The sequence below is a fragment of the Bifidobacterium leontopitheci genome, from assembly GCF_009193355.1.
GTDB lineage: Bacteria > Actinomycetota > Actinomycetes > Actinomycetales > Bifidobacteriaceae > Bifidobacterium > Bifidobacterium leontopitheci.
Genome location: NZ_WBVT01000007.1, coordinates 1 through 23,276 on the forward strand (window position 1 = coordinate 1; position 23,276 = coordinate 23,276).

Annotated in this window: 25 protein-coding genes and 1 tRNA gene; 8 read left to right on the forward strand and 18 right to left on the reverse strand. The window is 62.6% G+C overall.

Annotated elements, in window-relative coordinates:
* Nucleotides 1-499: 499 nt before the first annotated feature.
* The 5 genes from F7D09_RS03395 to F7D09_RS03410 all read right to left on the reverse strand — a co-directional run bounded on the left by F7D09_RS03395 (nucleotide 500) and on the right by F7D09_RS03410 (nucleotide 3,244).
* Nucleotides 500-1,387, reverse strand: coding sequence for an ABC transporter ATP-binding protein (locus tag F7D09_RS03395; protein ID WP_226835911.1), 888 nt, complete (start codon nucleotides 1,385-1,387; stop codon nucleotides 500-502).
* Nucleotides 1,384-1,908 carry an MFS transporter gene (locus tag F7D09_RS03400; protein ID WP_152234020.1) on the reverse strand — a complete coding sequence of 175 codons (525 nt, stop codon included), beginning with the start codon at nucleotides 1,906-1,908 and terminating at the stop codon, nucleotides 1,384-1,386. The genes F7D09_RS03395 and F7D09_RS03400 overlap by 4 nt, the downstream gene beginning before the upstream one ends.
* A 153-nt stretch (nucleotides 1,909-2,061) precedes the next feature.
* Nucleotides 2,062-2,442: an MFS transporter gene (locus tag F7D09_RS03405; protein ID WP_152234021.1), complete on the reverse strand. Its 381-nt coding sequence runs from the start codon at nucleotides 2,440-2,442 to the stop codon at nucleotides 2,062-2,064.
* A gap of 15 nt (nucleotides 2,443-2,457) precedes the next feature.
* Nucleotides 2,458-2,631: a hypothetical protein gene (locus tag F7D09_RS11085; RefSeq protein ID WP_193312307.1), complete on the reverse strand. Its 174-nt coding sequence runs from the start codon at nucleotides 2,629-2,631 to the stop codon at nucleotides 2,458-2,460.
* Nucleotides 2,632-2,698: 67 nt separating this feature from the next.
* On the reverse strand, nucleotides 2,699-3,244 hold the full coding sequence (locus tag F7D09_RS03410; protein WP_051922767.1) for a TetR/AcrR family transcriptional regulator: 546 nt from the start codon (nucleotides 3,242-3,244) through the stop codon (nucleotides 2,699-2,701).
* 218 nt (nucleotides 3,245-3,462) lie between these two features.
* Between F7D09_RS03410 and F7D09_RS03415 the strand changes: the two genes are divergently transcribed.
* Nucleotides 3,463-4,842, forward strand: coding sequence for a DHA2 family efflux MFS transporter permease subunit (locus F7D09_RS03415; RefSeq protein ID WP_152234022.1), 1,380 nt, complete (start codon nucleotides 3,463-3,465; stop codon nucleotides 4,840-4,842).
* A 50-nt stretch (nucleotides 4,843-4,892) separates the two neighbouring features.
* The gene (locus F7D09_RS03420; protein WP_152234023.1) at nucleotides 4,893-5,909 is read left to right on the forward strand and encodes a lipocalin-like domain-containing protein; all 1,017 of its coding nucleotides are present in this window, start codon (nucleotides 4,893-4,895) and stop codon (nucleotides 5,907-5,909) included.
* A 176-nt stretch (nucleotides 5,910-6,085) separates the two neighbouring features.
* Here F7D09_RS03420 and F7D09_RS11090 read toward each other — a convergent pair whose 3' ends face one another.
* Both F7D09_RS11090 and F7D09_RS03430 read right to left on the reverse strand, forming a co-directional pair.
* Nucleotides 6,086-6,382 (reverse strand): hypothetical protein, encoded by a 297-nt coding sequence (locus tag F7D09_RS11090; protein ID WP_226835913.1) that lies wholly within the window; start codon nucleotides 6,380-6,382, stop codon nucleotides 6,086-6,088.
* Nucleotides 6,383-6,627: 245 nt separating this feature from the next.
* Nucleotides 6,628-6,701: transfer RNA gene (locus tag F7D09_RS03430), tRNA-Pro, on the reverse strand.
* A gap of 909 nt (nucleotides 6,702-7,610) precedes the next feature.
* Here F7D09_RS03430 and F7D09_RS03435 point away from each other — a divergent pair.
* The 6 genes from F7D09_RS03435 to F7D09_RS03460 all read left to right on the forward strand — a co-directional run bounded on the left by F7D09_RS03435 (nucleotide 7,611) and on the right by F7D09_RS03460 (nucleotide 15,366).
* Nucleotides 7,611-9,038 carry a UTP--glucose-1-phosphate uridylyltransferase gene (locus tag F7D09_RS03435; protein WP_152234024.1) on the forward strand — a complete coding sequence of 476 codons (1,428 nt, stop codon included), beginning with the start codon at nucleotides 7,611-7,613 and terminating at the stop codon, nucleotides 9,036-9,038.
* Nucleotides 9,039-9,215: 177 nt separating this feature from the next.
* On the forward strand, nucleotides 9,216-11,147 hold the full coding sequence (locus F7D09_RS03440; RefSeq protein ID WP_152234025.1) for a helix-turn-helix transcriptional regulator: 1,932 nt from the start codon (nucleotides 9,216-9,218) through the stop codon (nucleotides 11,145-11,147).
* Nucleotides 11,148-11,152: 5 nt separating this feature from the next.
* Nucleotides 11,153-11,473, forward strand: coding sequence for a hypothetical protein (locus F7D09_RS03445; RefSeq protein WP_152234026.1), 321 nt, complete (start codon nucleotides 11,153-11,155; stop codon nucleotides 11,471-11,473).
* Nucleotides 11,474-11,548: 75 nt separating this feature from the next.
* Nucleotides 11,549-14,125 carry a DEAD/DEAH box helicase gene (locus tag F7D09_RS03450; RefSeq protein ID WP_152234027.1) on the forward strand — a complete coding sequence of 859 codons (2,577 nt, stop codon included), beginning with the start codon at nucleotides 11,549-11,551 and terminating at the stop codon, nucleotides 14,123-14,125.
* Between the two features lie 96 nt (nucleotides 14,126-14,221).
* Nucleotides 14,222-14,569 carry an RNA polymerase-binding protein RbpA gene (locus tag F7D09_RS03455; RefSeq protein ID WP_152234028.1) on the forward strand — a complete coding sequence of 116 codons (348 nt, stop codon included), beginning with the start codon at nucleotides 14,222-14,224 and terminating at the stop codon, nucleotides 14,567-14,569.
* Nucleotides 14,570-14,640: 71 nt separating this feature from the next.
* Nucleotides 14,641-15,366 (forward strand): HAD hydrolase-like protein, encoded by a 726-nt coding sequence (locus F7D09_RS03460; protein WP_152234029.1) that lies wholly within the window; start codon nucleotides 14,641-14,643, stop codon nucleotides 15,364-15,366.
* A 196-nt stretch (nucleotides 15,367-15,562) separates the two neighbouring features.
* Here the strand turns inward: F7D09_RS03460 and F7D09_RS03465 are convergent, their stop codons facing one another.
* The 11 genes from F7D09_RS03465 to lgt all read right to left on the reverse strand — a co-directional run bounded on the left by F7D09_RS03465 (nucleotide 15,563) and on the right by lgt (nucleotide 23,225).
* Nucleotides 15,563-15,964, reverse strand: a complete 402-nt coding sequence (locus tag F7D09_RS03465; RefSeq protein WP_152234030.1) for a C4-dicarboxylate ABC transporter — start codon at nucleotides 15,962-15,964, stop codon at nucleotides 15,563-15,565.
* A gap of 6 nt (nucleotides 15,965-15,970) precedes the next feature.
* Complete coding sequence (locus F7D09_RS03470) at nucleotides 15,971-16,681, reverse strand: MerR family transcriptional regulator (protein ID WP_152234031.1); 711 nt, start codon at nucleotides 16,679-16,681, stop codon at nucleotides 15,971-15,973.
* 42 nt (nucleotides 16,682-16,723) lie between these two features.
* Complete coding sequence (locus tag F7D09_RS03475) at nucleotides 16,724-17,161, reverse strand: FHA domain-containing protein (protein ID WP_152234032.1); 438 nt, start codon at nucleotides 17,159-17,161, stop codon at nucleotides 16,724-16,726.
* A 5-nt stretch (nucleotides 17,162-17,166) separates the two neighbouring features.
* The gene (locus tag F7D09_RS03480; RefSeq protein ID WP_152234033.1) at nucleotides 17,167-17,994 is read right to left on the reverse strand and encodes a DUF881 domain-containing protein; all 828 of its coding nucleotides are present in this window, start codon (nucleotides 17,992-17,994) and stop codon (nucleotides 17,167-17,169) included.
* A gap of 3 nt (nucleotides 17,995-17,997) precedes the next feature.
* On the reverse strand, nucleotides 17,998-18,330 hold the full coding sequence (locus tag F7D09_RS03485; RefSeq protein ID WP_152234034.1) for a small basic family protein: 333 nt from the start codon (nucleotides 18,328-18,330) through the stop codon (nucleotides 17,998-18,000).
* Nucleotides 18,331-18,338: 8 nt separating this feature from the next.
* On the reverse strand, nucleotides 18,339-19,322 hold the full coding sequence (locus F7D09_RS03490) for a DUF881 domain-containing protein (RefSeq protein ID WP_152234096.1): 984 nt from the start codon (nucleotides 19,320-19,322) through the stop codon (nucleotides 18,339-18,341).
* A gap of 19 nt (nucleotides 19,323-19,341) precedes the next feature.
* Nucleotides 19,342-19,998 (reverse strand): CDP-alcohol phosphatidyltransferase family protein, encoded by a 657-nt coding sequence (locus F7D09_RS03495; RefSeq protein WP_152234097.1) that lies wholly within the window; start codon nucleotides 19,996-19,998, stop codon nucleotides 19,342-19,344.
* A gap of 14 nt (nucleotides 19,999-20,012) precedes the next feature.
* Nucleotides 20,013-20,864, reverse strand: coding sequence for an ATP phosphoribosyltransferase (gene hisG, locus F7D09_RS03500; protein ID WP_152234035.1), 852 nt, complete (start codon nucleotides 20,862-20,864; stop codon nucleotides 20,013-20,015).
* Between the two features lie 90 nt (nucleotides 20,865-20,954).
* Nucleotides 20,955-21,218, reverse strand: coding sequence for a phosphoribosyl-ATP diphosphatase (locus F7D09_RS03505; RefSeq protein WP_152234036.1), 264 nt, complete (start codon nucleotides 21,216-21,218; stop codon nucleotides 20,955-20,957).
* A 223-nt stretch (nucleotides 21,219-21,441) separates the two neighbouring features.
* Nucleotides 21,442-22,107, reverse strand: a complete 666-nt coding sequence (gene rpe / locus F7D09_RS03510; protein WP_152234037.1) for a ribulose-phosphate 3-epimerase — start codon at nucleotides 22,105-22,107, stop codon at nucleotides 21,442-21,444.
* A gap of 71 nt (nucleotides 22,108-22,178) precedes the next feature.
* Nucleotides 22,179-23,225, reverse strand: coding sequence for a prolipoprotein diacylglyceryl transferase (gene lgt / locus F7D09_RS03515; protein WP_152234038.1), 1,047 nt, complete (start codon nucleotides 23,223-23,225; stop codon nucleotides 22,179-22,181).
* Nucleotides 23,226-23,276: the final 51 nt, after the last annotated feature.

Below are 23,276 nucleotides of genomic sequence, written 5' to 3' on the forward strand. Positions count from 1 at the left end.
TCCAGCGAGTGGTCGACGCGCCGCTACCTCGACATGTCCCGACTCGGTGAGAACGTACACGAAGCGAACTGATCATCGTCACAGGGACGGGCGAGAACCAAAGTGCGCAAGAAATCGGGCACTACCGTGCCCCGCCGACCTTTTACGGGGGCCTACTTTCACTTAGGGTTAAGGGATAAAAGGGGAGGAGAGAAACGAAAAGCCCGGAATCGTTCAGATTCCGGGCTAAATCGTCGGACCAGCGGGATTTGAACCCGCGACCCCTTGTTCTTTTGAGAGGTCGCTTCGCTGATTATCGTGAGCTTCGTTAATCTCGTTTTTGTTGCAATGACGCCGTTTTGGTGACGCTCACGAGATTCGTTGATTGCCGCTGATTTCGCTGTTCTCCGCGGTCATTGTGTTCCGGTTGTGTCCACAACGGCACCAGTGTTCCCCAGTCAAATGAGACGGAACGACTGAGGAGCACTGGAACCGGCGACGAGGCGTTCATTCGGACCGCTCATGCGAAACGCAGCCGGTGCGAGGCCCTCCATCGCTGCCCGGTTTGCTCTACGTGTAGCGGGACGCCGAACATCGATTCGAGACGTTCGTCGGTAAGTCCTTCGTCAAGTGGTCCGGTGAACGTGATGGTTCCCGGTGTCGTGTTGCCGTCAAGTGTGGCGTAGATGCACGGATGCGTGTCGAGGTATGTCATGCACTCGTGTTCCATCATTCGGCCCATCATCGCGATATGGTCGAATCCGGCGGGGATGCCCTCCACCCGATGCGTGACGAGTAGCATCGTGCGCTCGTCCCCTCGCGAGGCCAGCGCCGACAGTTCTCGCAACACCGTTTCACGGCCACCCAGATCAAGGCCGGTGGTCGGTTCATCGAAGATCAGGAGATCCGCCGGCGAGACGAGCGCGCGGGAGATCATCACCCTCGTGCGCTCGCCTTCGGACAGGTTGCGCCACTGTTTGCCGGTCAGATATGCGATGCCGAGTCGGCGCATCATCGCGTACGCCTTCTCGTATGCCTCGTCGGCCGAATCCTTCATTCCTCGTGGAATCCCCGAGGCGACGACCGTGAGCGGGTTCATTCCCGACCCGATGTTGTGCCCGAACGCCGCAGAGACGATGGCTATGCGGGTGCGACGGTGCTCCGGGTCCGAGCCCGCGACTGTTCGGTCCCCGAAGACGCGCAGTCCGCCGACGTTGGGGTAGGTGCGCATCGCGATCATTTCCAGCAGTGTGGATTTTCCCACTCCGTTCGGTCCGAACAGCACCCATCGTCCGCCGGTGGCAATGGTGAGGTTCACGTCGGCAAGGATTAGCCGCCGATTGCGATAGTAGCCCACCGACCGGGCTAGTGCCATTGCGTCGTGGGTTGTTTCGCCGAGCATAGTCATCGCCCCACTTCCATATTCCGTCCGATGATGATGCCGATGGCGGTCTGTGCGACGGCCAGTACGGCCAGCATGATGAGCACCGTCCGCCATCCCGAGGTGATGTCGTAGATCGTTCCGGCCAACATGGGACCGACCGCGGCGAGCAGGTATCCGACGCATTGAGCCATGCCCGACAGTTGCGTCGGCTCCTCGGTGGTCGAGGTCTTCAATCCGATCAATGAGAGTGCCACGACCAGAGAGCATCCCGAGCCGATGCTGGTGACGATGATCCACAGCAGATCAAGCCGCGGCGCGAATGCCAGTCCGAGCGCGCCGATGGCCAATGGCACGCTGGCGACGACAACTGCGGCGACCTGGCTGTCGCCCTTCAGCAGCACGGGGATGAGCAGTCCCATGACGATGCCGACGAGCTGGAAGACCGCCAGATGCCAGCCGGTCCGGTCGGCGGGCACGCCGAAGGAGACCTCGATGGTGGGCAGCCAGGTGACGCACACGTAATAGTTCACGGATTGCAGCCCCATGAACAGGGTGACGGCCCATGCCTCCGGCCTTTTCCACATGGAGACTCGGAGTCGGGTCTCCGATGCCGTACTCCGTCGGCTGCGGGGCTGCGCATCGGCGGCGGTCTTCGCAGCCGGGGTCGTCCTTCGCGCATTCGCCCGTGAACGCCACAGCTACAGCAGCGTGACGATTCCGGCGGGAATGGCCCAGATGCCGAGCGTGCCCCGCCACCCGATTGCATCGGACAGGGGCAATGTCACGGCCGAGGCGAACGCGGCCATGCCGGTCATGTATGCGGAGTACATGCCGGTGGCAAGTGATGCGTGACCGGGGTAATCGCGTTTGACTATGGCCGGCACCAGAACGTTGCCCACCGCGATCGAGCAACCGATGACGAACGTGCCGGCCCACAGTCCGATAGTGCCGCATGCCGAACGGATCACAATGCCGAGCGTCAGGAACACCATCGCGGCCAGCACGGTGCGTTCGATGCCGATGCGTCCGGCGGCCCGGTGCGCCATCGGGGAGACGGCGGCGAACGCGAGGATAGGCAACGAGCCGAGCAGACCCTACATCGTCGCGTTGAGATGTCCGGACGCCCCTATCCGTGGCAGCAGCGGGCCGACGGATGTGAGCGGGGCTCGCAGATTCAGCGCGACGACGAAGACCAGCGCGGTCAGTATCGATGCGGCGAATCGCGATGCCGACGAGGGGATGGGATGACGTTCTGTTATCTGTTCCATGATGATCGACTAGGTGATTAAAGAGTATCCGTGTGATGATGCCGTTGATTCGTATAGGGGGTGTTCGTTATCGTCCGTCGGGGATCCGAGCGGCGATGGCGTTGAGGTTTTCGACGACCGCCGCGATGATCTCGTCGTCGCTTTGTCCGCCTTCCAGCTTGAGCAGGCCAAGCGAGTGGAGGGCCCCGGCGATGGAGAAGACGGCGGCGATGCGCTCGCGTTCGTTCGCTGCTCGGGCGGAGTAACGTTCGACGAGCGTCGATTCGATTTTGCGGAACATGGCTTCGGGGCGGCCTGCGAACAGGACGCGCAGATCGTCGATCTGGCTGTCGATGGCCGGTCTCCAGCCATTGAGGAATGCGGGTGGATCGGACAGGATCTTGTCCTTGTCGGGGTAATGCTCCAGCATCGCGTCGATGGTCTCGTCCTCAAGCTTGTCGTTGAGGTCGTATACGTCGAGGTAATGCTTGTAGAACGTGCTCGGGTTGACGAGCGCAAGGTCGCAGATGCCCTTGACCTTGACCTTCGAGACCGGAACTCCTGATGCCCGTAGGCGCAGGAACGCCTCGCGGATTGCTTTGCGGGTTTTGACGATGCGCAGATCGGTCACCATGCTCCTTTCGTTCTATCGGTAGCGTCATTCCCGCTCCGTCCCATAAGCCGTGGGTTGTTCGACGATTCAGGCGAATCGTCGAATAAGCGAGAAATATCGCATATCGGTGGTTGTCATCCGTTACGTTTCGATAATAATTGATGCTCGTTGATTAATCAATAACTATTGTTTATCGGAGTGTTATTGTGAAACTTGGCATCAACAGAAAACAATGGATCATGGTCATTGTGCTGCTCATGGGCACATTGCTGGCCGTGCTCAACATGTCGGTGGTCACGCCGGCGCTGCCGTCCATCATGAAGGACCTCGGGGTGGATTCCACCACCGTTCAGTGGCTGTCCAGCGGCTATTCTCTGGTCGAGGCGATGGTCATCCCGCTCGCCGCGTTCCTCATGGGACGCTTCTCCACCCGCAGGCTGTTCATCGGCTGCATCTCATTGTTCGCGGCCGGCAGCCTCGTCGCCGCGTTCGCACCGACCTTCCCCCTGCTCATGGTCGGCCGTGTGTTGCAAGCCCTGTGCACCGGCGCCATCATGCCGATGGTCACCGCGGTGATCCTGCTCGTGTTCCCCAAGGAAAGCCGAGGAACGGCGATGGGCATCACCGGACTGGTCGTCGGCTTCGCCCCGGCGCTCGGCCCGTCCATCTCCGGCGTGATCATCGACTCGTTCGGCTGGCGCACGCTGTTCGTCATCATGGCGGCAGTCTCGCTGGTCGTCATCGCATTGGCCGCCGTCTACCTGCGCAACTTCGACGGATTCCAACCGGGCGCGTTCGACCCCGTCTCCGTGCTGCTCTCCTCGGTCGGCCTGGCATGCCTGCTGTACGGACTGTCCACGTTCACATCCACCGGCAACATGGCGCTCACCGTCGCGCTGATCGTCATCGGCGTACTGCTCGTCGCCGTGTTCGCACGCCGACAGCTCAAGGCGAAGGAACCGATGCTGCGTGTCGGCATCCTCGACAACCGCACCTACGCGCATTCGGTGATCATCGTGGCGTGCATGCAGGCGGCCCTCATGGGATGCAACGTCATGGTGCCGATGTTCATCCAGACCGTGCTCGGCGCATCCGCCACCGCCAGCGGGCTCGCCATGCTCCCCGGCGCCCTCATCGGCGCATGCTGCGGCATCGTCTCGGGCCGTCTGTTCGACAAATACGGCATTCGCAAGGTCGCCCTGCCCGGCCTGACGGTCATGACCATTGGCGGCGTGCTCATGACGCTGCTCGGCGCCGACGCCTCGGTCGTCGTCACCGCATGCGCCTACACCGTGCTCTACGCGGGACTCATGTTCGCCATGACCCCGGTGAACACCTGGGGCATCAACGCGCTCGACAACGAGAACATCGGACACGCACAGAGCGTCACCAACACCGTCGGACAGATCGCCTCCTCGATGGGCACCGCCCTCATCGTGTCCATCTCCGCGCTGTCCACCACACTCGCGCCCACCGCCACCGAACACGCGCAATCCATACTCGGCTCGACGCTGGCATTCGCCGCCATCGCCGTCATCCTCGCGGCCGCCCTCATCACGGCGCTCCTGACGACGCGGACTCACCGTGACGCGACGAAACGGACCCTCGCCGGACAGTGACCGAACCGACAACGCAACGACAAACACAGAACCAAACGAAACGAGACAAAATGAACACCACGAACAACTCGCTGACCCACAACATCCGCACCTTCCGCCACGGCACCGAACCGCTGGTGGACCCCATCCGGGACACCTTCATCCGCACCGACAAAGCCGGCAACTCATGGTTCTGGGTCGGTCATTTCGAGACGAACGAACACACCCTTGACTTCATGTACCACGTCAGCGTCCTGCAGCTCTCCAAATACCTGCCGGTGCGCATGATCAACAGCGTGCTGTCCATCACCGACGAGACCGGGCACGTCTACCGCCACGAGGACCGTTTTTACAAGGTCAGACGAGGACAGGTCGCAGGCCAGGGACTGCACATCCACACCGACAAGGACGTCATCGAAGGCGACCTCGACAACATGCGCATCGCATCGGCCATGCCGAACGGATCCATCTATCTCGACCTGCACGGCACCGGATACCCGCTCTACAGCCTCGGCACCGGCTACTTCCAGATCGCCGGGGTACCCAACTACCAATACTCGTTCCCGCACATGGCTGCCAAAGGCGTCATCACTCTCGACGGCCAGCGCCACGAGGTGGAGGGAATGGTATGGATGGACCGTCAGTTCGCCGGCATGCCCAAAGGCAGAAGCCTCAAGGACGGCTACAACTGCAAATGGCTGTGGATGAACCTCTGCTTCGACAACGATCCCGACGTGATCAGCCTATGGGGCGTAACCGAACTGGCCACCGGCAGCGAACACTGCTGGGCCAGCGTCCTGCACCAAGACGGCACCCAATCCTTCACCGGCGTCGATCCGATGGTCGACGACTCCTTCAACGTGTGGGAAAGTCCCACGACAGGCATGAAATATCCGACCGGATGGACCGTCTCCATCCCCGAATGGGAAGCGAAACTCACCGTCACGTCCATCATGGACGAACAGGAAATCGCCTCGCCGAACCCCTCAGGACGCAAATACGAAGGCGCAAGCCAAGTGGTCGGCACCTACCGAGGACACTCGGTGACGGGCCACTGCTGCCTCGAACTCGTCGGCGGATGGAACTGACAGCACCAGCCTGCCTTCCTGAATCAACCAGCATCGGACCAACTCCGTCGACCCGCCGAAGAAAAACCGACGATCCTGTGAACAAGGGATTCGGGATGGATACTCAATAACCTTTAGGTTGGTTCCCACACAAGAAAAAGCCCGTCTCGTGCATGGCAACACGAGACGGGCTTAAATCATTGAGTGTATTCGGCTTCATGGTCTTTGCTGAGCTTGCCGCTGAACGCCTGGTTCACGATTGTGTAGACGGCTTGTGCGACGCCGATGACGCCGGTGAGGACGATGCCCCAGCCGTAGCCGTGGAAGCCGTTGGTGGCGGCGATGGCGATGACGCCGAGCGGATGCTCACACCGAGGCTGGTCAGGCCCACGTAGTCGGCGGGGATGTACTTCTTGAACGGCCTGCACCAAGGCGGGCGCGACGAGGGTGAGGATGCCGGCGGTGCCGGTTTCGGCGCGTGGGCTCCTCGACAATCAGGACATCTACTCAGTCAGGCAGCGCGAACGGCATCTCTCGACGAAAACCGTGTGAAGAAACTATGCGGTAGGGTTCGCGTCGGATGAACGCAGACCACGCGGCCTCGGGACGACACGCCCGCCATATGATCGCGTCGGGGCAGGAGCGCGTCCCGTTGTGTCCGTAATTGCAATCGGATAAGAACACGGCATGTCGCAGGATACAGAAAAGCCCGGAACCGTTGGGATTCCGGGCTTGTTTGTCGGACCAGCGGGATTTGAACCCGCGACCCCTTGACCCCCAGTCAAGTGCGCTACCAAACTGCGCTATGGTCCGTCAGTCACACTGAGTGAATGAATTGCTTAAAAGCAACAGAAAGATAAATTAGCACACCCCGCGGAAAAAGCAAAATCGGCGAGTCTTATTGCAATGCTGCACCCCAGCCTGCAGTCGCACGCCGCGCGATGAGGCCCTTCCACCGCATCGCACGCAACCCGAACGCACGGCACGGCCCCTAGTGCAGACGCCCACGGCCCGACCGACTCATGAGATGCAGACGGACTGCACCCGCGCATCGCCGAATCGCGGGGAAGAACGGGTGAGCCGTAACGCCGATAGGGGATAGGTGGCTAGATCACAGCGTGGGACGCAACGCCGAAAACACGGTTTTCAAGCTCGCGTACCAACTGCCTTTGGTACGCGAGCCCCTGCAACCGGTTACATGGTCTCATGTACCAGGATTTCGTGGTACGCAAGGCAATGTCACCGCTCACACGACCCCGCGTCCCAACCTGCCGTGGGACGCGACGCCGAAAAACGTCAATCTCCACCTCCCGTACCATTCGGCCAAGGTCAGACCGGCGTAGAGCAGCGGCCAGCCATGCAATCGCCCCCGGACGACTCGCACATGGCACACCATCCGGCCACGCCGCGCCCCGACCGCGACGAGCGTCATCACATACCCGCATCCGCACCGCCGCAACCCACTCCAACCACACCCCATCCCAGCCACTCCGCGAGCGGTCACATCTCCACCGCACGCCCTTAACCCAATCTTCACCAAGCAACACATCCCCATATCGACCGCCCCCGCATCCATGGGCTACACTGGAATACATTGTTCACGGGGAGCGGCCAGGCAGACCGCCAACGAGAGACAGAAGAGGCGGAACACAACGGATCGGACACCCGAGCCGAAATCCGCATCCGCAAGAAGGACCGAGCGAAAACAGCAAAGGAGATTGCATGAACGACGTGTTCGAGCATTCGGCACGAAAAATGCACGACAAGGGGATGAGCGACGTCGCCATCGCGCAGTTCCGCCATGCCTACAACGTGTGGACCGACGCCAAGGAGAACACCTGGATCCGCGAGGCCGACGTGGAGCCGCTGCAAGGCGTCCCCAGCTTCCACGACGTCTACGAGACCATCGACCATGACAAGGCCGTGCAGGCGTTCGCCAAGACCGCGTTCCTCAAACTCAACGGAGGCCTGGGCACCTCCATGGGCCTGCAGTGCGCGAAATCGCTGCTACCGGTGCGCCGCCACAAGGCCAAGCAGATGCGCTTCATCGACATCATCATCGGCCAGGTGCTCACCGCCCGCACCCGGCTGGACGTGCCGCTGCCGCTGACGTTCATGAACTCGTTCCGCACCTCGGCCGACACGATGAAGGTGCTCAAGCACCAGCGCAAGTTCAAGCAGACCGAAATCCCGCTGGAGATCATCCAGCATCAGGAGCCGAAGATCGACGTCGCGACCGGCGAGCCCGTGTCCTGGCCCGCGAACCCCGGGCTGGAATGGTGCCCGCCCGGCCACGGCGACCTGTTCTCCACGCTGTGGGAGTCCGGCCTGCTCGACGTGCTGCACGAGCACGGCTTCGAATACCTGTTCATCTCGAACTCCGACAACCTGGGCGCCCGCCCGTCGCGTACGCTCGCCCAGTACTTCGAGAACACCGGTGCGCCGTTCATGGTCGAGGTGGCCAACCGCACGTACGCCGACCGCAAGGGCGGTCACATCGTGCGCGACCACGCGACCGGCCGGCTCATACTGCGCGAGATGTCGCAGGTGCACCCGGACGACAAGTCCTGCGCCCAGGACATCCACAAGCACCCGTACTTCAACACGAACAACATCTGGGTGCGCATCGACGCGCTGCGCGACATGCTTGCCGAGCATGACGGCGTGCTGCCGCTGCCGGTCATCATCAACAACAAGACCGTGGACCCCACCGACCCCGACTCAACCAAGGTCGTGCAGCTGGAGACCGCGATGGGCGCGGCGGTGGGCCTGTTCGACGGCGCGATCTGCGTGCAGGTGGACCGCATGCGCTTCCTGCCGGTGAAGACCACGAACGACCTGTTCATCATGCGTTCGGACCGGTTCCATCTGACGGACTCCTACGAGATGGAGGACGGCAACTACATCTTCCCGAACGTCGACCTCGACCCGCGCTACTACAAGAACATCGAGGACTTCAACGAGCACTTCCCGTACAACGTGCCCTCGCTGGCCGCAGCCAACTCGGTGACCATCAAGGGCGACTGGACGTTCGGCCGCGACGTCATCATGTTCGCCGACGCGAAGCTCGACGACCGTGAGGAGCCGAGCTACGTGCCCAACGGCGAATACGTCGGTCCGATGGGCATCGAGCCCGACGACTGGGTGTGACGGAGCGTGTTTTCGTGTCGGTCCGGTCAGCTCCGACTGGCGACAGACGGGCGGGCCGACACGAAAACACGGTTTTTTTGGAGAAATGTAACGCACCTGCGATAAAAGCCTCTATTATGGAGAGAAGGTGCGTGAGAGCGCATAGATATCTGAAATGCTAACGATACGTGAGGACTAATGGCTGAAGGATCGAACGGGAGACGCCGCTTTTCCGACAAATGGGGCAAACATGAGTTGGATGTGCTGGCCGTGCTGTCGTCTGCCTTCCCGCAGTGGCTGACGAGCCGGCAGATCGCCCAGCGCGTCAAGGCATACGCCGATTCGTACGGGGAGCTTGCCGACCAGGCCGCCAAGGCGGCGTTCGCGAAACAATTCCAGCGCGACCGTGCCAAGCTCGCCGCCATGGGCATCGCCATCGAATCACGCCAGCCCGAGTACTCCTCGAAGTCGGAGGGGCAGGACTTCGCCTCCTACCGTCTGCAGCTCGGCGACGAGCCGCGCATCCGCCTGCGCTTCGAGCAGGAGGACCTGCCGGTGCTCGCCGCGGCCAACTATCTGGCGCGCTCCATCTCCGTGTCCGAAACGCAGTCCCAGCCCGCGCCGCAGCATACGTCCCGCACGACGCCGCGCGTGCCGCAGACGCCGATCCCCGGCCTTGGCCTTGATTCCATCGCGCCAGGCCTCGGCACGCAGACCATTCCGCCGGCTTTGGTGAAGGTCGTCGATCAGCGCAGGTTCGCCGCGACCGTGGACGTGGACGGCGAGAACATCAACGTCGCCTACACCGATTCCGACGACCTCGCCATGTTCGTCCTCGAACACCCCGGCGCGGTTATCGTCAGCCCGCAGGAGGCCGTCGACGCGTTCAACCGCCGTCTTCAGGCCGCGTCCCAGATGACCCTCGCGGACAAGACCACCGGACAGTCGGCCTCCACCGTCGTCACCCCGTCCATCAGCGGCAAGGACGCACCGCAGGACGACGACGAGCTGAAGAAGACGCACACCAAGAAGTCCGGTTCGTTCCAGACCGGCAGCGAGGTCGACCGCCGTCTGCGGCTCATGCTGTTCCTCTCCGCCCATCTGGGTGAGGAGTTCTCGCTCGCCGAACTGGCCGAACGGTTCATCGGCCATGCGAAGTCGGAGGACGAGCTCAAGAAGTTCGTCAACGTCATCCACAAGGACATCAACACGCTGACGACCGTCTCCGACGACGGTGAGATGGCGGGCAGCCAGTTCTTCGACATCGACTGGTCGCTGCTTGACGCCGAGGGCATCGTCTCGGCGACGAACTCGCTCGGCCTGGAGCGTCTGGCCGGCATCTCGCCGCAGTATCTGAGCATGCTGACCGCCTCGGTGAGCTATCTGGCCCACTCGCCGCTGCTGCCTGACGAACAGCGCGAGAAGGCCGCGTCCCTGTACCAGCGTCTACGTCAGCTCGTCAAGCCGGGGGAGACCCCGTGGCTGAGCCTGACCGGATATGAGCTCGAACCGCACAGCTTCTCCGTGGTCAAGCGCGCCATCTCCACCGACTCCCTGCTCGACATGGAGTACACGGACGGCGCGGGCCGCACGCGGCGCAAGATCGTCGCGCCCTCGAAGATCTTCGTGGACGAAGGCGTGTATTACGCGGCCGTATGGACCGACGTCATGGACGCCACTCCGGAGGACCGCAAACGCTTCGTCTCCAAGGAGCATCCGATCAACAAGGCGAACGGCAAGCCGCGCACCTGGCAGGTGCTGCGCCTCGCCCGCATCGAACGCGCCGAGGTCGTCGAGCCGACCTGTCACGTCGAGATCCCCGACATGCCCGTCGCCGAACTGCGCAAGTGGAGCTTCGACAACGGCACGCCCGCCGTGTTCGTCACCGACCAGCCGGGACTGCAGTTCATCAAGTCCCTGCCTGGCGCGACGGTCGAACCGTGCAGCCCAGGGGAGAAGGTGCACGTCATCGTCTCCTCGGACTCCTGGTTCGTCGCGTTCTGCGTCGCCCATGCACGCCACATCACCGCGGTCGCTCCCGAGACGCTGCGCACCATGATCGTAGCCCGCGCGCAACGTGAGCTGAGCCTCGGAACGCACGAGGACGACGAGACGACGGAAGGGGAGTGACCCTCATGCCTTGGTGGGTCTGGCTGCTCCTCGCGCTCTTCATGCTTGCCATGATCGTCATCGGCATCGCCTATGCGCTCCTGCACGGCTATCGTGCACTGAAGACGCTCGGCGACATCGGCGAACGCGTGGGACGTCCGCTGGCAGCCCTGTCCGAAGTCTCCAGTGGCGGATCCGATGAGCCTGAACCGCCGCTGTTCACCCAGCCGCTCGAGGTCGCCGCATCCCGCTATGAGGCCACCCAGGCCGAGAAGATGCGTCGCAGCGCGGCGAAACGGGAACGTCACGCACAACGATGGGCGGCTTGGTCGCGGTTCAATCAATAGACCGTTACCGACGGCCGCCAGCCGGTTTCACCCGGACCGTCAACCACTGATTGGGACTGATTGGGGGAGTATCACATGGCCCGTCATCATCGGCAGCAATCCGACGCGCAGAAGTCCATGTCACCGGCTCAACGCTACGCCTCGTTCCAGCGGCGTAGGGAGCATGACCGCAGTCTCGCGGCACGTTTCGCGGGCCTGCTGCCGTTCGACCTTGATGATTTCCAGCAGCAGGCGATCGACGCCCTCGAACGCGGAGACAACGTGCTCGTCGCCGCGCCAACCGGAGCCGGCAAGACCGTCGTGGCCGATTTCGCCATGTTCCTCGCCCAACAGCAGAACACGAAAGCGTTCTACACCACGCCGATCAAGGCGCTCAGCAACCAGAAGTACCATGATCTGGTCAACGCGTACGGCGCGGACCGCGTGGGCCTGCTCACCGGCGACATCTCCATCAACTCGGAAGCGGACATCGTCGTCATGACCACCGAAGTGCTGCGCAACATGCTGTACGAGCACTCGACCACGCTCAACGCGCTGCGGTATGTGGTGCTCGACGAGATCCACTACCTCGCCGACCGGTTCCGCGGACCCGTCTGGGAGGAAGTGATCATCCACCTGCCGTCCAGCGTGCGAATCATCGGCCTGTCCGCCACCGTGTCGAACGTGGAGGACTTCTCAGCCTGGATATCCTCGGTGCGCGGCTCCACGAAACTCGTGGTCTCCGAACGTCGTCCCGTACCGTTGGAACAGCATGTGCTCGTGCAGGCGGACGAACACACCGAGCCGGAGCTGCTGGACCTGTATCAGCGCGATGGCAAAGGAGACCAGACCACCAAGCTCAACGCGCGTCTCGTGGACCGTCTCGACCAGTTGGACCGCAAGGCCGCACGCCGAGCGCGCCCGGACGACGACCGCACGCGCGGAGGCCGCCGTCACGGCCGCGCGCCCCGCCCCGCCGCCATCCAACGGTATACGCCACGCCGTTGGGCAGTGGTCGACGAGCTCAACTATCTCGACATGCTGCCAGGCATCTACTTCATCTTCTCCCGCAACGGCTGCGACCAGGCGGTCGAGCAGTGCATCAACGCGGGGCTTGAGCTGACGACCGAGGACGAGGCGCGACGCATCCGCGACATCGTCGACGAGATGGTCGACGGCCAGCTCAGCCAGGAGGACCTCAAGGCCCTGCAGTTCTCCCGGTTCCGTTTCGCGCTGGAGGAGGGCTTCGCCTCGCATCACGCCGGCATGGTGGCGCTGTTCCGCCAGATTGTCGAGCGCCTGTTCGAGGAGGGCCTGGTGAAGATGGTCTTCGCGACCGAGACGCTCGCCCTCGGCATCAACATGCCCGCGCGCTGCGTCATCGTGGAGAAGCTCGACAAGTTCGACGGCACCGGACATGTGCCGCTGACGCCGGGGGAGTTCACCCAGCTGACCGGACGCGCCGGACGCCGCGGCATCGACACCATCGGCCACGCGATCGTCGTCGACCATCGCGGTTTCGTGCCGGCCACCGCGGCGGCGTTGTCCAGCAAGCGCGTGTACCCGCTGCACTCCAGCTTCCACGCCACGTTCAACATGGCCGTGAACCTGCTCAACACGAGCGACTATGCGACCACACGCGCCACGCTTGACCATTCGTTCGCCCAGTGGGAGGCGAACGAGTCCGCATGGCAGCTGGAATCGCGCATGACGACGCTGCGCCAGGCGCTGGACGGCTACGAGCAGGCGTTCGCCTGCGAACACGGCGACTTCGCGTCGCTGCTGCGCATCCGCATGCAGCTGTCCGATCTGGAGAAGAACGAGCGGCGGCGTCTCAAGCAGACCCCGTTCCGTGACGACGCCGAACGAAAGGCCGCGTTCCGCGACCTCGACAAGCGGATCGCTGCATTGAAGGAGCAGGACCGTTCGCACCCGTGCCGTTCCTGCCCTGACCTGCAGCAGCATCTCAAATGGGGCCACCGTTGGATGCGCGAAGCGCGCGAATACGAGCGACTTCAGCAACGCTACGACTCGCGCACCGGCTCCGTGGCACGGCAGTTCGACCACATCTGCAACATCCTGCTGCAGCTCGGCTATCTGGAACGTCACGACGACGGCCAGGACTCCACACAGGACGTCCGACTCACCGGACGCGGCCAGCTGCTGCGCCACATCTACAGCGAACAGGACCTGGTGCTCGCCGAAGCCATCGGCGCCGGCCTGCTGGACGGGCTCGATGCCGTCGAGCTGGCAGCCGTCCTGTCATCGCTGGTGTTCGAGGCCCGCGGCGGATTCGGCGACGAGCCGCGCTACTGGCCGGGCGGCGTCGACGGTGTGGTGCGGCATACCGCGATCGCCCTGCGCCGTCTGCGCGAGGACATCGGCTACCTGTGCGAGGACGAGGACCTCAGCCAGCCGCCGACGCTGAACTTCGGCATCGTGGACATCATCCATGAATGGGCCGACGGTCGGGGACTGTACGCCGTGCTGCGCGACAAGGACCTGACAGGCGGCGATTTCGTACGCAATGCGAAGCGACTGAGCGACATCCTGCAACAGATCGCGGCGGCACGGCCGTACCTGCCCGAACAGGCGCAACAGCTCGCCGAGACCGCCCACGAGGCGATGGAGCTCGTCAGCCGCGGCATCGTCGCCTACAGCGGCGTCGAATGACCGGACGCCGAACGTTTTCGGACGTTGCGGGAATAACCGCGACGTCCGAACTGTTTTGTACCGTGATACCAGCACATAAGCAAGGAGGAAAGCCAGATGGCGGAACGCAGTCTGAGAGGCATGAGCATCGGCGCGAAGTCGTTGGAATCGGATGATAACGTCGATTTTGCGGCACGCACCGAGGTCGCGTACATCTGTCCGAAGGGGCATCGAACCATCCTGCCGTTTGCCGAAGGCGCGGAGATTCCCGAGGAGTGGGAGTGCCGTTGCGGCACCGTCGCGCACCGTGAGGGCGACGGCGACGAGGAGGCCAACGAAATCACCAAGCCGACGCGCACCCACTGGGACATGCTGCTGGAGCGCCGTTCCGAGGACGAGCTGAAGGCGCTGTTGGAGAAGCGTCTCGAGATGCATCGCAGCGGCTGGATTCCCGACTACGAGTGACATGAAGCGCGTACGGTGCGCGTTGGCGGCCGAACGACGATAGCGACCAAGAGAGCATTGGGGGAGAGACCATGACAGAAGCGAACGGTCAGGGCAAACGTGTCGTGCTGCTGGATCTGGACGGCACGCTGACGCAATCCGATCCCGGCATCATCGCATGCGCCGTCAAGGCGTTCGAGGAGCTGGGACTGCCCGTGCCCGACGATGCCGAGATGCATCGGTTCATCGGCCCGGCCATCATCGAATCGTTCAAGCGCAACCATATGCCTGACGACCTACTGGACGAAGGCGTGCGTATCTACCGTGAGTATTATGCCGACAAGCCCGTGTTCGACGATCCGAACAACCCCGGTCAGAAGGTTCCGGGACGCTTCTACAACCGCGTGTACGACGGCATCCCCGAACAGCTGAACCGGTTGCGTGCTGAGGGCTATTACCTGGCGGTCGCCACCTGCAAGCCGGAGTATCAGGCGAAGCCCGTCTGCGACCATTTCCACCTGACCGAACTGGTCGACGGCGTGTACGGCGCCAGCACCGACAACTCCCGCATCGACAAGGATCAGGTCATCCGATACTGTTTCGAACAGATCGGCTTCGACAAGTCCGCCGGCGACAAGGCGCTGATGGTCGGCGACCGTTGGACCGACGTCGACGGCGCCATCGCCTGCGGACTCGACTGTCTTGGATGCCGCTGGGGCTATGCGGAGCCCGGCGAACTGGAACAGCATGGCGCGTATCGCGTCATCGACCATGTAGATGAGCTCACCGCCGCGGTCGACGAGTATTTCGCCCGATAACGAGATACCGGTAGTCGGCAAACGCCCGTCGTCCGTAAGAAGTATCAGCTTACGGACGACGGGCGTTGTCGTATGCAGCGTGGTCATCCGTGGTATGCATGTTCGCATATCCACTATTATCCGATAATGCACGTTATGTCAGAAAAACACATGTCTCATATCCCCCCCCCCATTAATCCTCCGCATATATGGCCTGTTACCGCATTGCGGAATGTGAGGCAGAATCCTTTCGCCGTGAAACGCCCCGCAGCACACGGTCCATCAACGTGAACTGCGCGCGACGCGCCTGCACATACATGAACACCAGTTCTGCGAACACGAGCACAATCACGATAGCGCACCCGGGCCACACGACCATCTCGTACCACCTGCGGAACGCAGGACTCAACTCATCCTCAATCAGCAGATACGTGATGAACGGGATACCGGCGAACAGCACCGACACCATCTGCGCCTCGACCATGGTCCAGCTGACCAGCTCGACCTGCGGATGGCGTTCGCCGGTACGGAAACGGCAACGTGCGATGGTGATGCCGCATACGGCAAGCATCCAAACGACGGCGAACACCCACAACATCAGCGGAAGCAAATCAGTCATAGCTCATCATCGTACCGCATCGACGGCATCGCGTTCCCGCGCTCTCGCTTCGGCGCGCACTTCACGTTGCAGCGCAAGCTTGCGCCGCATCCTCGCGGCGGTGAGCTCGTCAATGGGACGTATGGGCGTCGACCTCGCGGAAGCCGCGACGGCAGGGCCGGCTTCAAGGTCGACATGCTCCTCATGCTGGAGCATGTCGTGTATCCTATGCCACATCGACCCTACGGACACGGCGAACACCGCCTTGCCGCTCTCCAACAGTTCGACCATCTGATCGCTGGTCGTGCATTCGTGCACCTGCTCGCCGTCGCACATGATGGTCGTGTGCTCCAGCTGGGCGCTGCTGCGCTGCATGAGGAATCCGATGGCCGTGGTGACGTTCTGCAGGTTCACACCAAGGTCGAGCAGCTTCTTGGAGACGGCGAGCACGACCACATCCTTGAACGAGTACAACCGTCTCGACCCGGAACCATGCGAAGGTGTGATGGATGGTTCGACGATCTGCTTGCGCGCCCAATAGTCGAGTTGCCGATAGGTGATGCCCGCGACCTTTGAGGCTACGCTGCCTCGGTATCCCAGTAGCTCTCCCCTGTCGGCGCCGATGTCGAACAACTCGCCTTGCACGGCATGCTCGGCGCTCAGGTCCTCACGTTGTTCCAGCGGTATATGAAGACGCATGGATGCACCTGCCGTCGTGGACGGTCGCTTGTCATCCATGCGTCTCCTCCTACGTCGCTCCCCCGCTCAGACGGCAGCCGGTCAGCCGACGACCGCCGACTTCGTGAAGAACACGAGGCGGAACTTGCCGATCATGATCTCGTCGCCGTTGCGCAGTTCCTGATGGTCCACACGCTTGCGGTTCACGTACGTGCCGTTCAGGCTTCCGGCGTCGTAGACGGTGAACGTGTCCCCGGTCCTGCGGAACACGGCATGGGCGCGCGACACGGTGGAATCGTCAAGCAGGATGTCTGCCCTGGAATCTCGTCCGACGCTCACCTCATCCTCGTCAAGCAGGTACCGTGACCCGGATACCGCGCCTCGCGTCGATACGAGAAGCGCCGTTCCGGGGGAAAGCCGGGCTATCGTTTCGATGTCCTCTTGCGTCAGAGGACGATCCCCTGTCGAAGTAACCGGTATTTGAATCGCGGGAAGGCCGATGATGGTCGTCTCGCCTGCACTTGGAATCGGATCAGTCATAAACGTTATTCTACCGCCCTTGCGTAATTATTGTCGGTGGTCTTGCGGATTTGGTCGATTCTGATGTCGTCCGAAGCCGTGACACTCACTGTTGCACCGTATTTTACCTTAAGGCTGGACCCGACGCCTCCCGCGATGTTGACGGCGTTCTGCAGGTTCTGCGGGTCGCCGATCGCCAGTATCGTGTACGGCGCCTTGAGCGACACGCCGTCGCATTCGAGCCCGTCGGCCGTGTCGCTGACATAGGTGCGTGTCACGATGCGGACGGTGTCCAGCGCCATCACCTCGGCCCCGGCATTGCGCAGTTCCTCGATGAGCTTGAACATGATGGCCGCGTCGATCTTGGTCTTGCTGCCCTGCGAGATGGTGATGGACACGCCTTTGCCCGTGGCCGGCAGGCGGCCGGCGAGGATGCCGTTGGTCTCCTCGTTCTGTTTGGCGATGCGTTCCGCCTCCTTGGTCTTGTCGGCGGCGGCCTTGAGGGATTCCAGCTGGTTGGTGAGCTCGGTTTTGCGCTGTTCCAGACTGGTCACCTGGGAGCCCGTCTCGCTGATGAGACGGGTGAGTTCGTCTTCGCTGAGCGTTTCGTACGTGGCGTCGGAATTGTTGATCTGGATCATGTACCCGTATCCGAGCAGCGCGCACATGATGAGCACCATCACGCTTGTGGCGAGGTGCATCTTCGTGGAGCTGCCGCGTGAGGGTCCCCGACGTTTCGCCTTCTTGCGAACGATTGGGAACGAACCGGTCTCCATGCGGTCGTTCTTCTTGTCCTGCGCATGCTGGGCGTGCAGCTGCGTGAGGATGTCCGGGGTCTTGTTCTCCTGTGCCATGGGTCACCCCTTGAAGATGAACCGTCGTATGGCGGATACGTTGGAGAAGATGCGGATGCCGAGCACGACGATGACCGCGGTCTGCAGCTGTGAGCCGACGCCGAGCTGGTTGCCGAGGAACACGAGCAGCGTCGCGGTGACGACGTTGGAGATGAACGAGATGACGAAGACCTTGTCGGAGAAGCTGCGCTCGAAATAGGCGCGCGCGGCGCCGAGCAGCGCGTCCAACGCGGCGACGACCATGATCGGCAGATACGGCTGCAGGATGATGGGGATGTCCGGTTTGACGAACACGCCCAGCACCACGCCGATGATCAATCCCAGAACAGCTGCCATTTATCTCGTCACTCATCCTTCCTTGCATACGTCAGTTCGCCGGAGGCCGCGGCTTCCAGTGTAATCGAATTCTCCCGGCTCACCTGCGGGTAGATGCCGGCCTGCGCAAACGAATCGTACAGCGCCTTCTGCGTGGACTTGCTGACCGCCGACGCAAGCGCCGAGCTGTCGCCTATGGCGCTGATATGGTATGGGCTGGTCACCGGGGTGACGCCGACGAGGATGTTGGAGCCGGCCTTGCGTACCGAGGTCTGCACGCCGAGACGATTGCCGTTGATGGCGACGGCCTCGGCACCCGCCTGCCACAGGAGCCTGACCAGCAGGCGAAGGTCGGCGTCGGTAACGACTCGGATCTGGCTGCCCGAGCCCTCTCGCGGATTCGAGGCACCGTCCGAACCCGCTGCCATGGGATCGGCGAGGGTGAGCGTGACGCCGGGACCGGTGACGGTGACTATGCCGTTGAGCATCTCGTCGTTCAGCGACGTCGGATCGGTGGTGGTCGCGCCGACCTTTTTCGACTGTTCAGTGACTTGCGTGCGCAGCTGGTTGACCTGATTGGTGAGCGTGTTCGCGCGAGAGGTCGTCTCGCGCAGTTCGCTGGCCAGGGACTGCCGGACGATCTTCCTCGGATCCGAATGCAGCCGTTCGATGAAAAGAAAGCCGTAGAAGCCGACCGCGATGCACATCACGAACACGAGCGCCTTGGTGAGCCAGATCGAAATCCGTGACCGCGGGCGCTGGTCGAGCCGTGAATCGGAAAACAGCGGATCCATCGGCCGGTTGGTCAGATCGTCGATGAGCTTGAGCGAGTCGTCATGAAGACGCCGGCGACGACGACCTGCAGAGGCGTCTGCCCGTGCATGATGGGCATGACGGGATTCGGCTTGGGCCACGGAGGCGGAGAACACCGCCCGCCGTTTGACGGGCCTGTTCTCCGCCTCTACCGGGAACGACACCGGAATCGGCGGCTGATCGGTATCGTCGGCGCCCATACTGTCGGCACCCATGTCGTCAGCGTCCATGCGCACGCTTTTCCTTCATCAACAGGGATATGCCCTGTCGGCTGTAGATGTATCCGGCGAGCCAGTACAGTCCGACGCCCCAGATTCCTGCGGCCAGCGCCGCCAACTGCAGCAGGTCCACGAAGGGGTTGACCCAGATGTCGCAGAATATCAGTGCGACGATGGACACCATCAGCATGAACGTGCCGGCCTTGCCTACGAAATGCACGGGAAGCGGGCCATAGTCGAATTGGGCGAGCAGCAGCACAAGCAACAGCATCCATGCGTCACGCGCGGCGATGATGATGATCATCCACCAGGGGATGATGCCGGCGATGCCGAGTGCGAGCACGCTGCAGATGATGAGCAGCCGGTCCGCGATGGGGTCGAGGATCTGCCCGATTTTGCTCACCTGGTTGAAGGCTCGCGCGATGATGCCGTCAAGGCTGTCCGTCAGCGAGGACACGGCGAGGACGATCAACGCGGGGACCATGCGATGGTCGGCGACAAACCAGGCGATGATCGGGATGGAGATGATGCGCAGCAGGCTGATGAGGTTCGGGATCGTGAAGTAGATGTCACGAGGCTCCGGACTGTAGTCCTGGCTGAACTTTTCCTTGATTTTCTCGCTGTATTCGCGTCCTACGCGCTTGATGCTGCTACCCATGAGGCGTTCGCCGTTCACATGCGGGAGGCTTGCAGCGCGGTAACGATGATGGCGCGCGCACCGACCTCATACAGTTTGTCCATAAGCTGGTTGACCTTTGCCTTGGGCACCATCACGCGCACGGCGTTCCACTGCTTGTCGTGCAGCGGGGAGACCGTCGGGCTTTCGAAGCCCGGCGTGACCGCGACTGCCGCGGCCACCTTGCTGACCGGGATGTCGTAGTCCATGAGCACGTACCGCTGGGCGGTGAGCACGCCCTGCAGTCGCCTGCTGAGCACGGTGAGGCGCTCGTCCTTGGGGTCGAGTCGCGGAGAGCGGATGAGGACCGCCTCGGAGTGCATGATGGGGTCGGCGAAGATGCGCAGTCCCGCGTTGCGCAGCGTGGTGCCGGTGGAGACCACATCGGCGATGAGGTCGGCCACGCCAAGCTGGACGGACGATTCGACGGCGCCGTCAAGGTGGATGGTTTCCGCCTCGATGCCGTGCTCGGTGAGATAGTCGTGGACGAGCTTGTCGAACGAGGTGCCGACACGCTTGCCTTGGATGTCCTCAAGCGTCTGGAAATCCGAGTCGTTGGGGGCCGCGAAGCGGAAGGTGGATGCGCCGAAGCCGAGCTTCATGTGCATTTCGGCTTCCGTCCCCGAGTTGAGCAGCAGGTCGTGGCCGGTGATGCCGACGTCGATCGTGCCGCGTCCCACGTACACGGCGATGTCGAGCGGACGAAGATAGAACAGCTCGATATCGTTGTCGGGATCCTGTACGACCAGCTGGCGCGGATTCGAGCGCAGCCGGTAGCCGGCTTCCTGCAGCATGTTCCAGGCGGGTTCCGACAGCATGCCCTTGTTGGGTACGGCGATTCTCAGCATGGTTTCTCCTTCGGGTGAAGCTGCCGCGCGTCCCTTCGACGCCCGGTCTCTCCTAGTGTTTGTCCGTCGGCGATTCGGCGGCTTAACCGTTTACAGGTACTTGTATACGTCTTCCAGGGTCAGGCCGCGGTCGATCATCATGACCTGCAGGTGGTAGAGCAGCTGGCTCATCTCCTCGGCGGTACGGTCGGCACCCTCGTATTCGGCGGCGATCCAGGTCTCCCCCGCCTCCTCGACGATCTTCTTGCCGATGAAGTGGGTGCCCTTGGCGAGTTCGTCGGCGGTGAGCGACCCGGCCGGCTTGGTGGCGGCTTTCTCGGACAGTTCGGCGAAGAGCGATTCAAAAGTCTTCATGGATGCTTGTTCCTCTCGTGGGTGGCTGGCTGTGCGGTTTCCTGTGGCGTAAGACAGCCGATGATGGTATCTGATGGTCCGTGGCGATCGTGCCGGCCTGCCCTGTGACGAACGCTCGCGTTCGCATGGGCCTGCCGACTCGGATGAGGTCACCGTCGTAGGCGTCGCACGGAGTGGCCGCCCGACGACGGTGACCTCTGAAATCACTGCGGGACTGGGGTCGTCAGGCGCGGAACGCCGCCTCGGCCTTGTCGCGGATGTCGTCGATGGCCTGGGCGGGGTTCTCCGCGCCGTACACGGCGGAGCCGGCGACGAGCACGTCGGCGCCTGCTTCGGCGACGATGTGCGCCGTCTTGGGGCTGACCCCGCCGTCCACCTGAATGCGGGTGGACAGTCCGCGTCGGGTGATCTCGTCACGCAGGCGACGGACCTTGCCCATCTGGTTGTCGAGGAACTTCTGGCCGCCGAAGCCCGGTTCGACGGTCATGATGAGCACCATGTCGAACTCGTCGAGGATGTCGAAGATCGGTTCGACCGGCTCGGCCGGGCGCACGGCGAAGCAGGCCTTGCAGCCCATGTCGCGCAGCTGGCGTGCAAGACGCACCGGAGCGTGGGTGGCTCCCATGTGGAACGACACAGAGGCTGCGCCGAGCTTGGCGTATTCGGGTGCCCAGCGGTCCGGATCCTCGATCATCAGATGGACGTCGACCGGCAGGTCGGTGACCTCGCAGATGCGCTTGACGATCGGCTCGCCGAGGGTCAGGTTCGGGACGAAGTGATGGTCCATCACGTCCACATGAACCAGATCGGCGTTGGCGATGGCCTTGAGGTCGCGCTCGAGGTTGCAGAAATCAGCGGACAGGATGCTGGGTGCGATTTGAATAGTCATGGCTTTCATTCTAGGGTGTCAGAACGACGAGGGTACGTTGCCGCACCGCCATCGTCGGTGGGTTGGATGAATTATCGGTTATCGGAAGGTGCAGTTTCGGGTTCGCCGGTTTCGGGACGCTTCGCTTCGTCGCCGTCGGCCGTCTGCCCGGAGACGTCCGCAACGTCGGCAGCATGGCCGGCAGCATCGTCCGATGCCTCGCCGGATGCGTGTCCGTCGCCCTGATGCTCGAGCCGCGCGGCCTCCTCGGCGGTCACCGCCTGCAGACGCCCCGTCAGGTCGGCGGTGTCCGGCCCCAGCCTCCACAGCACCACGAACAGGATGCAGCCGAGGATGAACACGATGATCGCGGTCCACACGTTGATGCGCAGGCCGAGGACGATGGACGAGTAGTTGATGCGGATGCTTTCGATCCAGGTGCGGCCAAGGCCGTACCACATCATGTACATGGCGAACTGCTGCCCCGCCTTGAGCACGGTGACGAGTTTGTGGCCGAGCCAGACGATGATGGCGGCGCCGACGAGGTTCCAGATCATCTCGTACAGGAACGTGGGGTGGAACAGCGTGCCGCTCGGGCATGGCTGACCGTCATAGCAGATCTCGGTCTTGCCGATGGCGTCGGCGTCGTTGAGCTTGAGGCCCCACGGCAGCGTGGTGGGCATGCCGTAGAGCTCCTGGTTGAACCAGTTGCCGAGGCGGCCGATGGCCTGGGCGACCATGAGCGCGGGTGCGATGCAGTCGGCGAGGAGCGCGAAGGGATAACGGCGGTGACGGCACCAGAGGAACGCGGCGAGCGCGCCGACGCCGATGCCGCCGAAGATGGCCATGCCGCCTTCCCACACCTTGAGGATGTTGATGAGATTGCCGGTGGGCGGGAAGTACGCCTCCGGCGTGGTGATGCAGTGGTAGAGCCTCGCTCCCACCAGGCCGCATGGCACGGCCACGAGCGTCGTGTCAAGCACCTGGTCGAACGTGCCGCCGTCCTTCTTCCAACGCACGCTCAGGATCCACACGGCGAACACGATGCCGATGAGGATGCAGATCGCGTACATGTGGATGGTGACCGGCCCGATGGTGAATTTCGAGAATCCCGGCGAGGGGATATAGGCAAGGTTCAACTCACACCTCCGTCATTCGCCTGCCCGTATCTCGGGACAGGCTGCATGGAC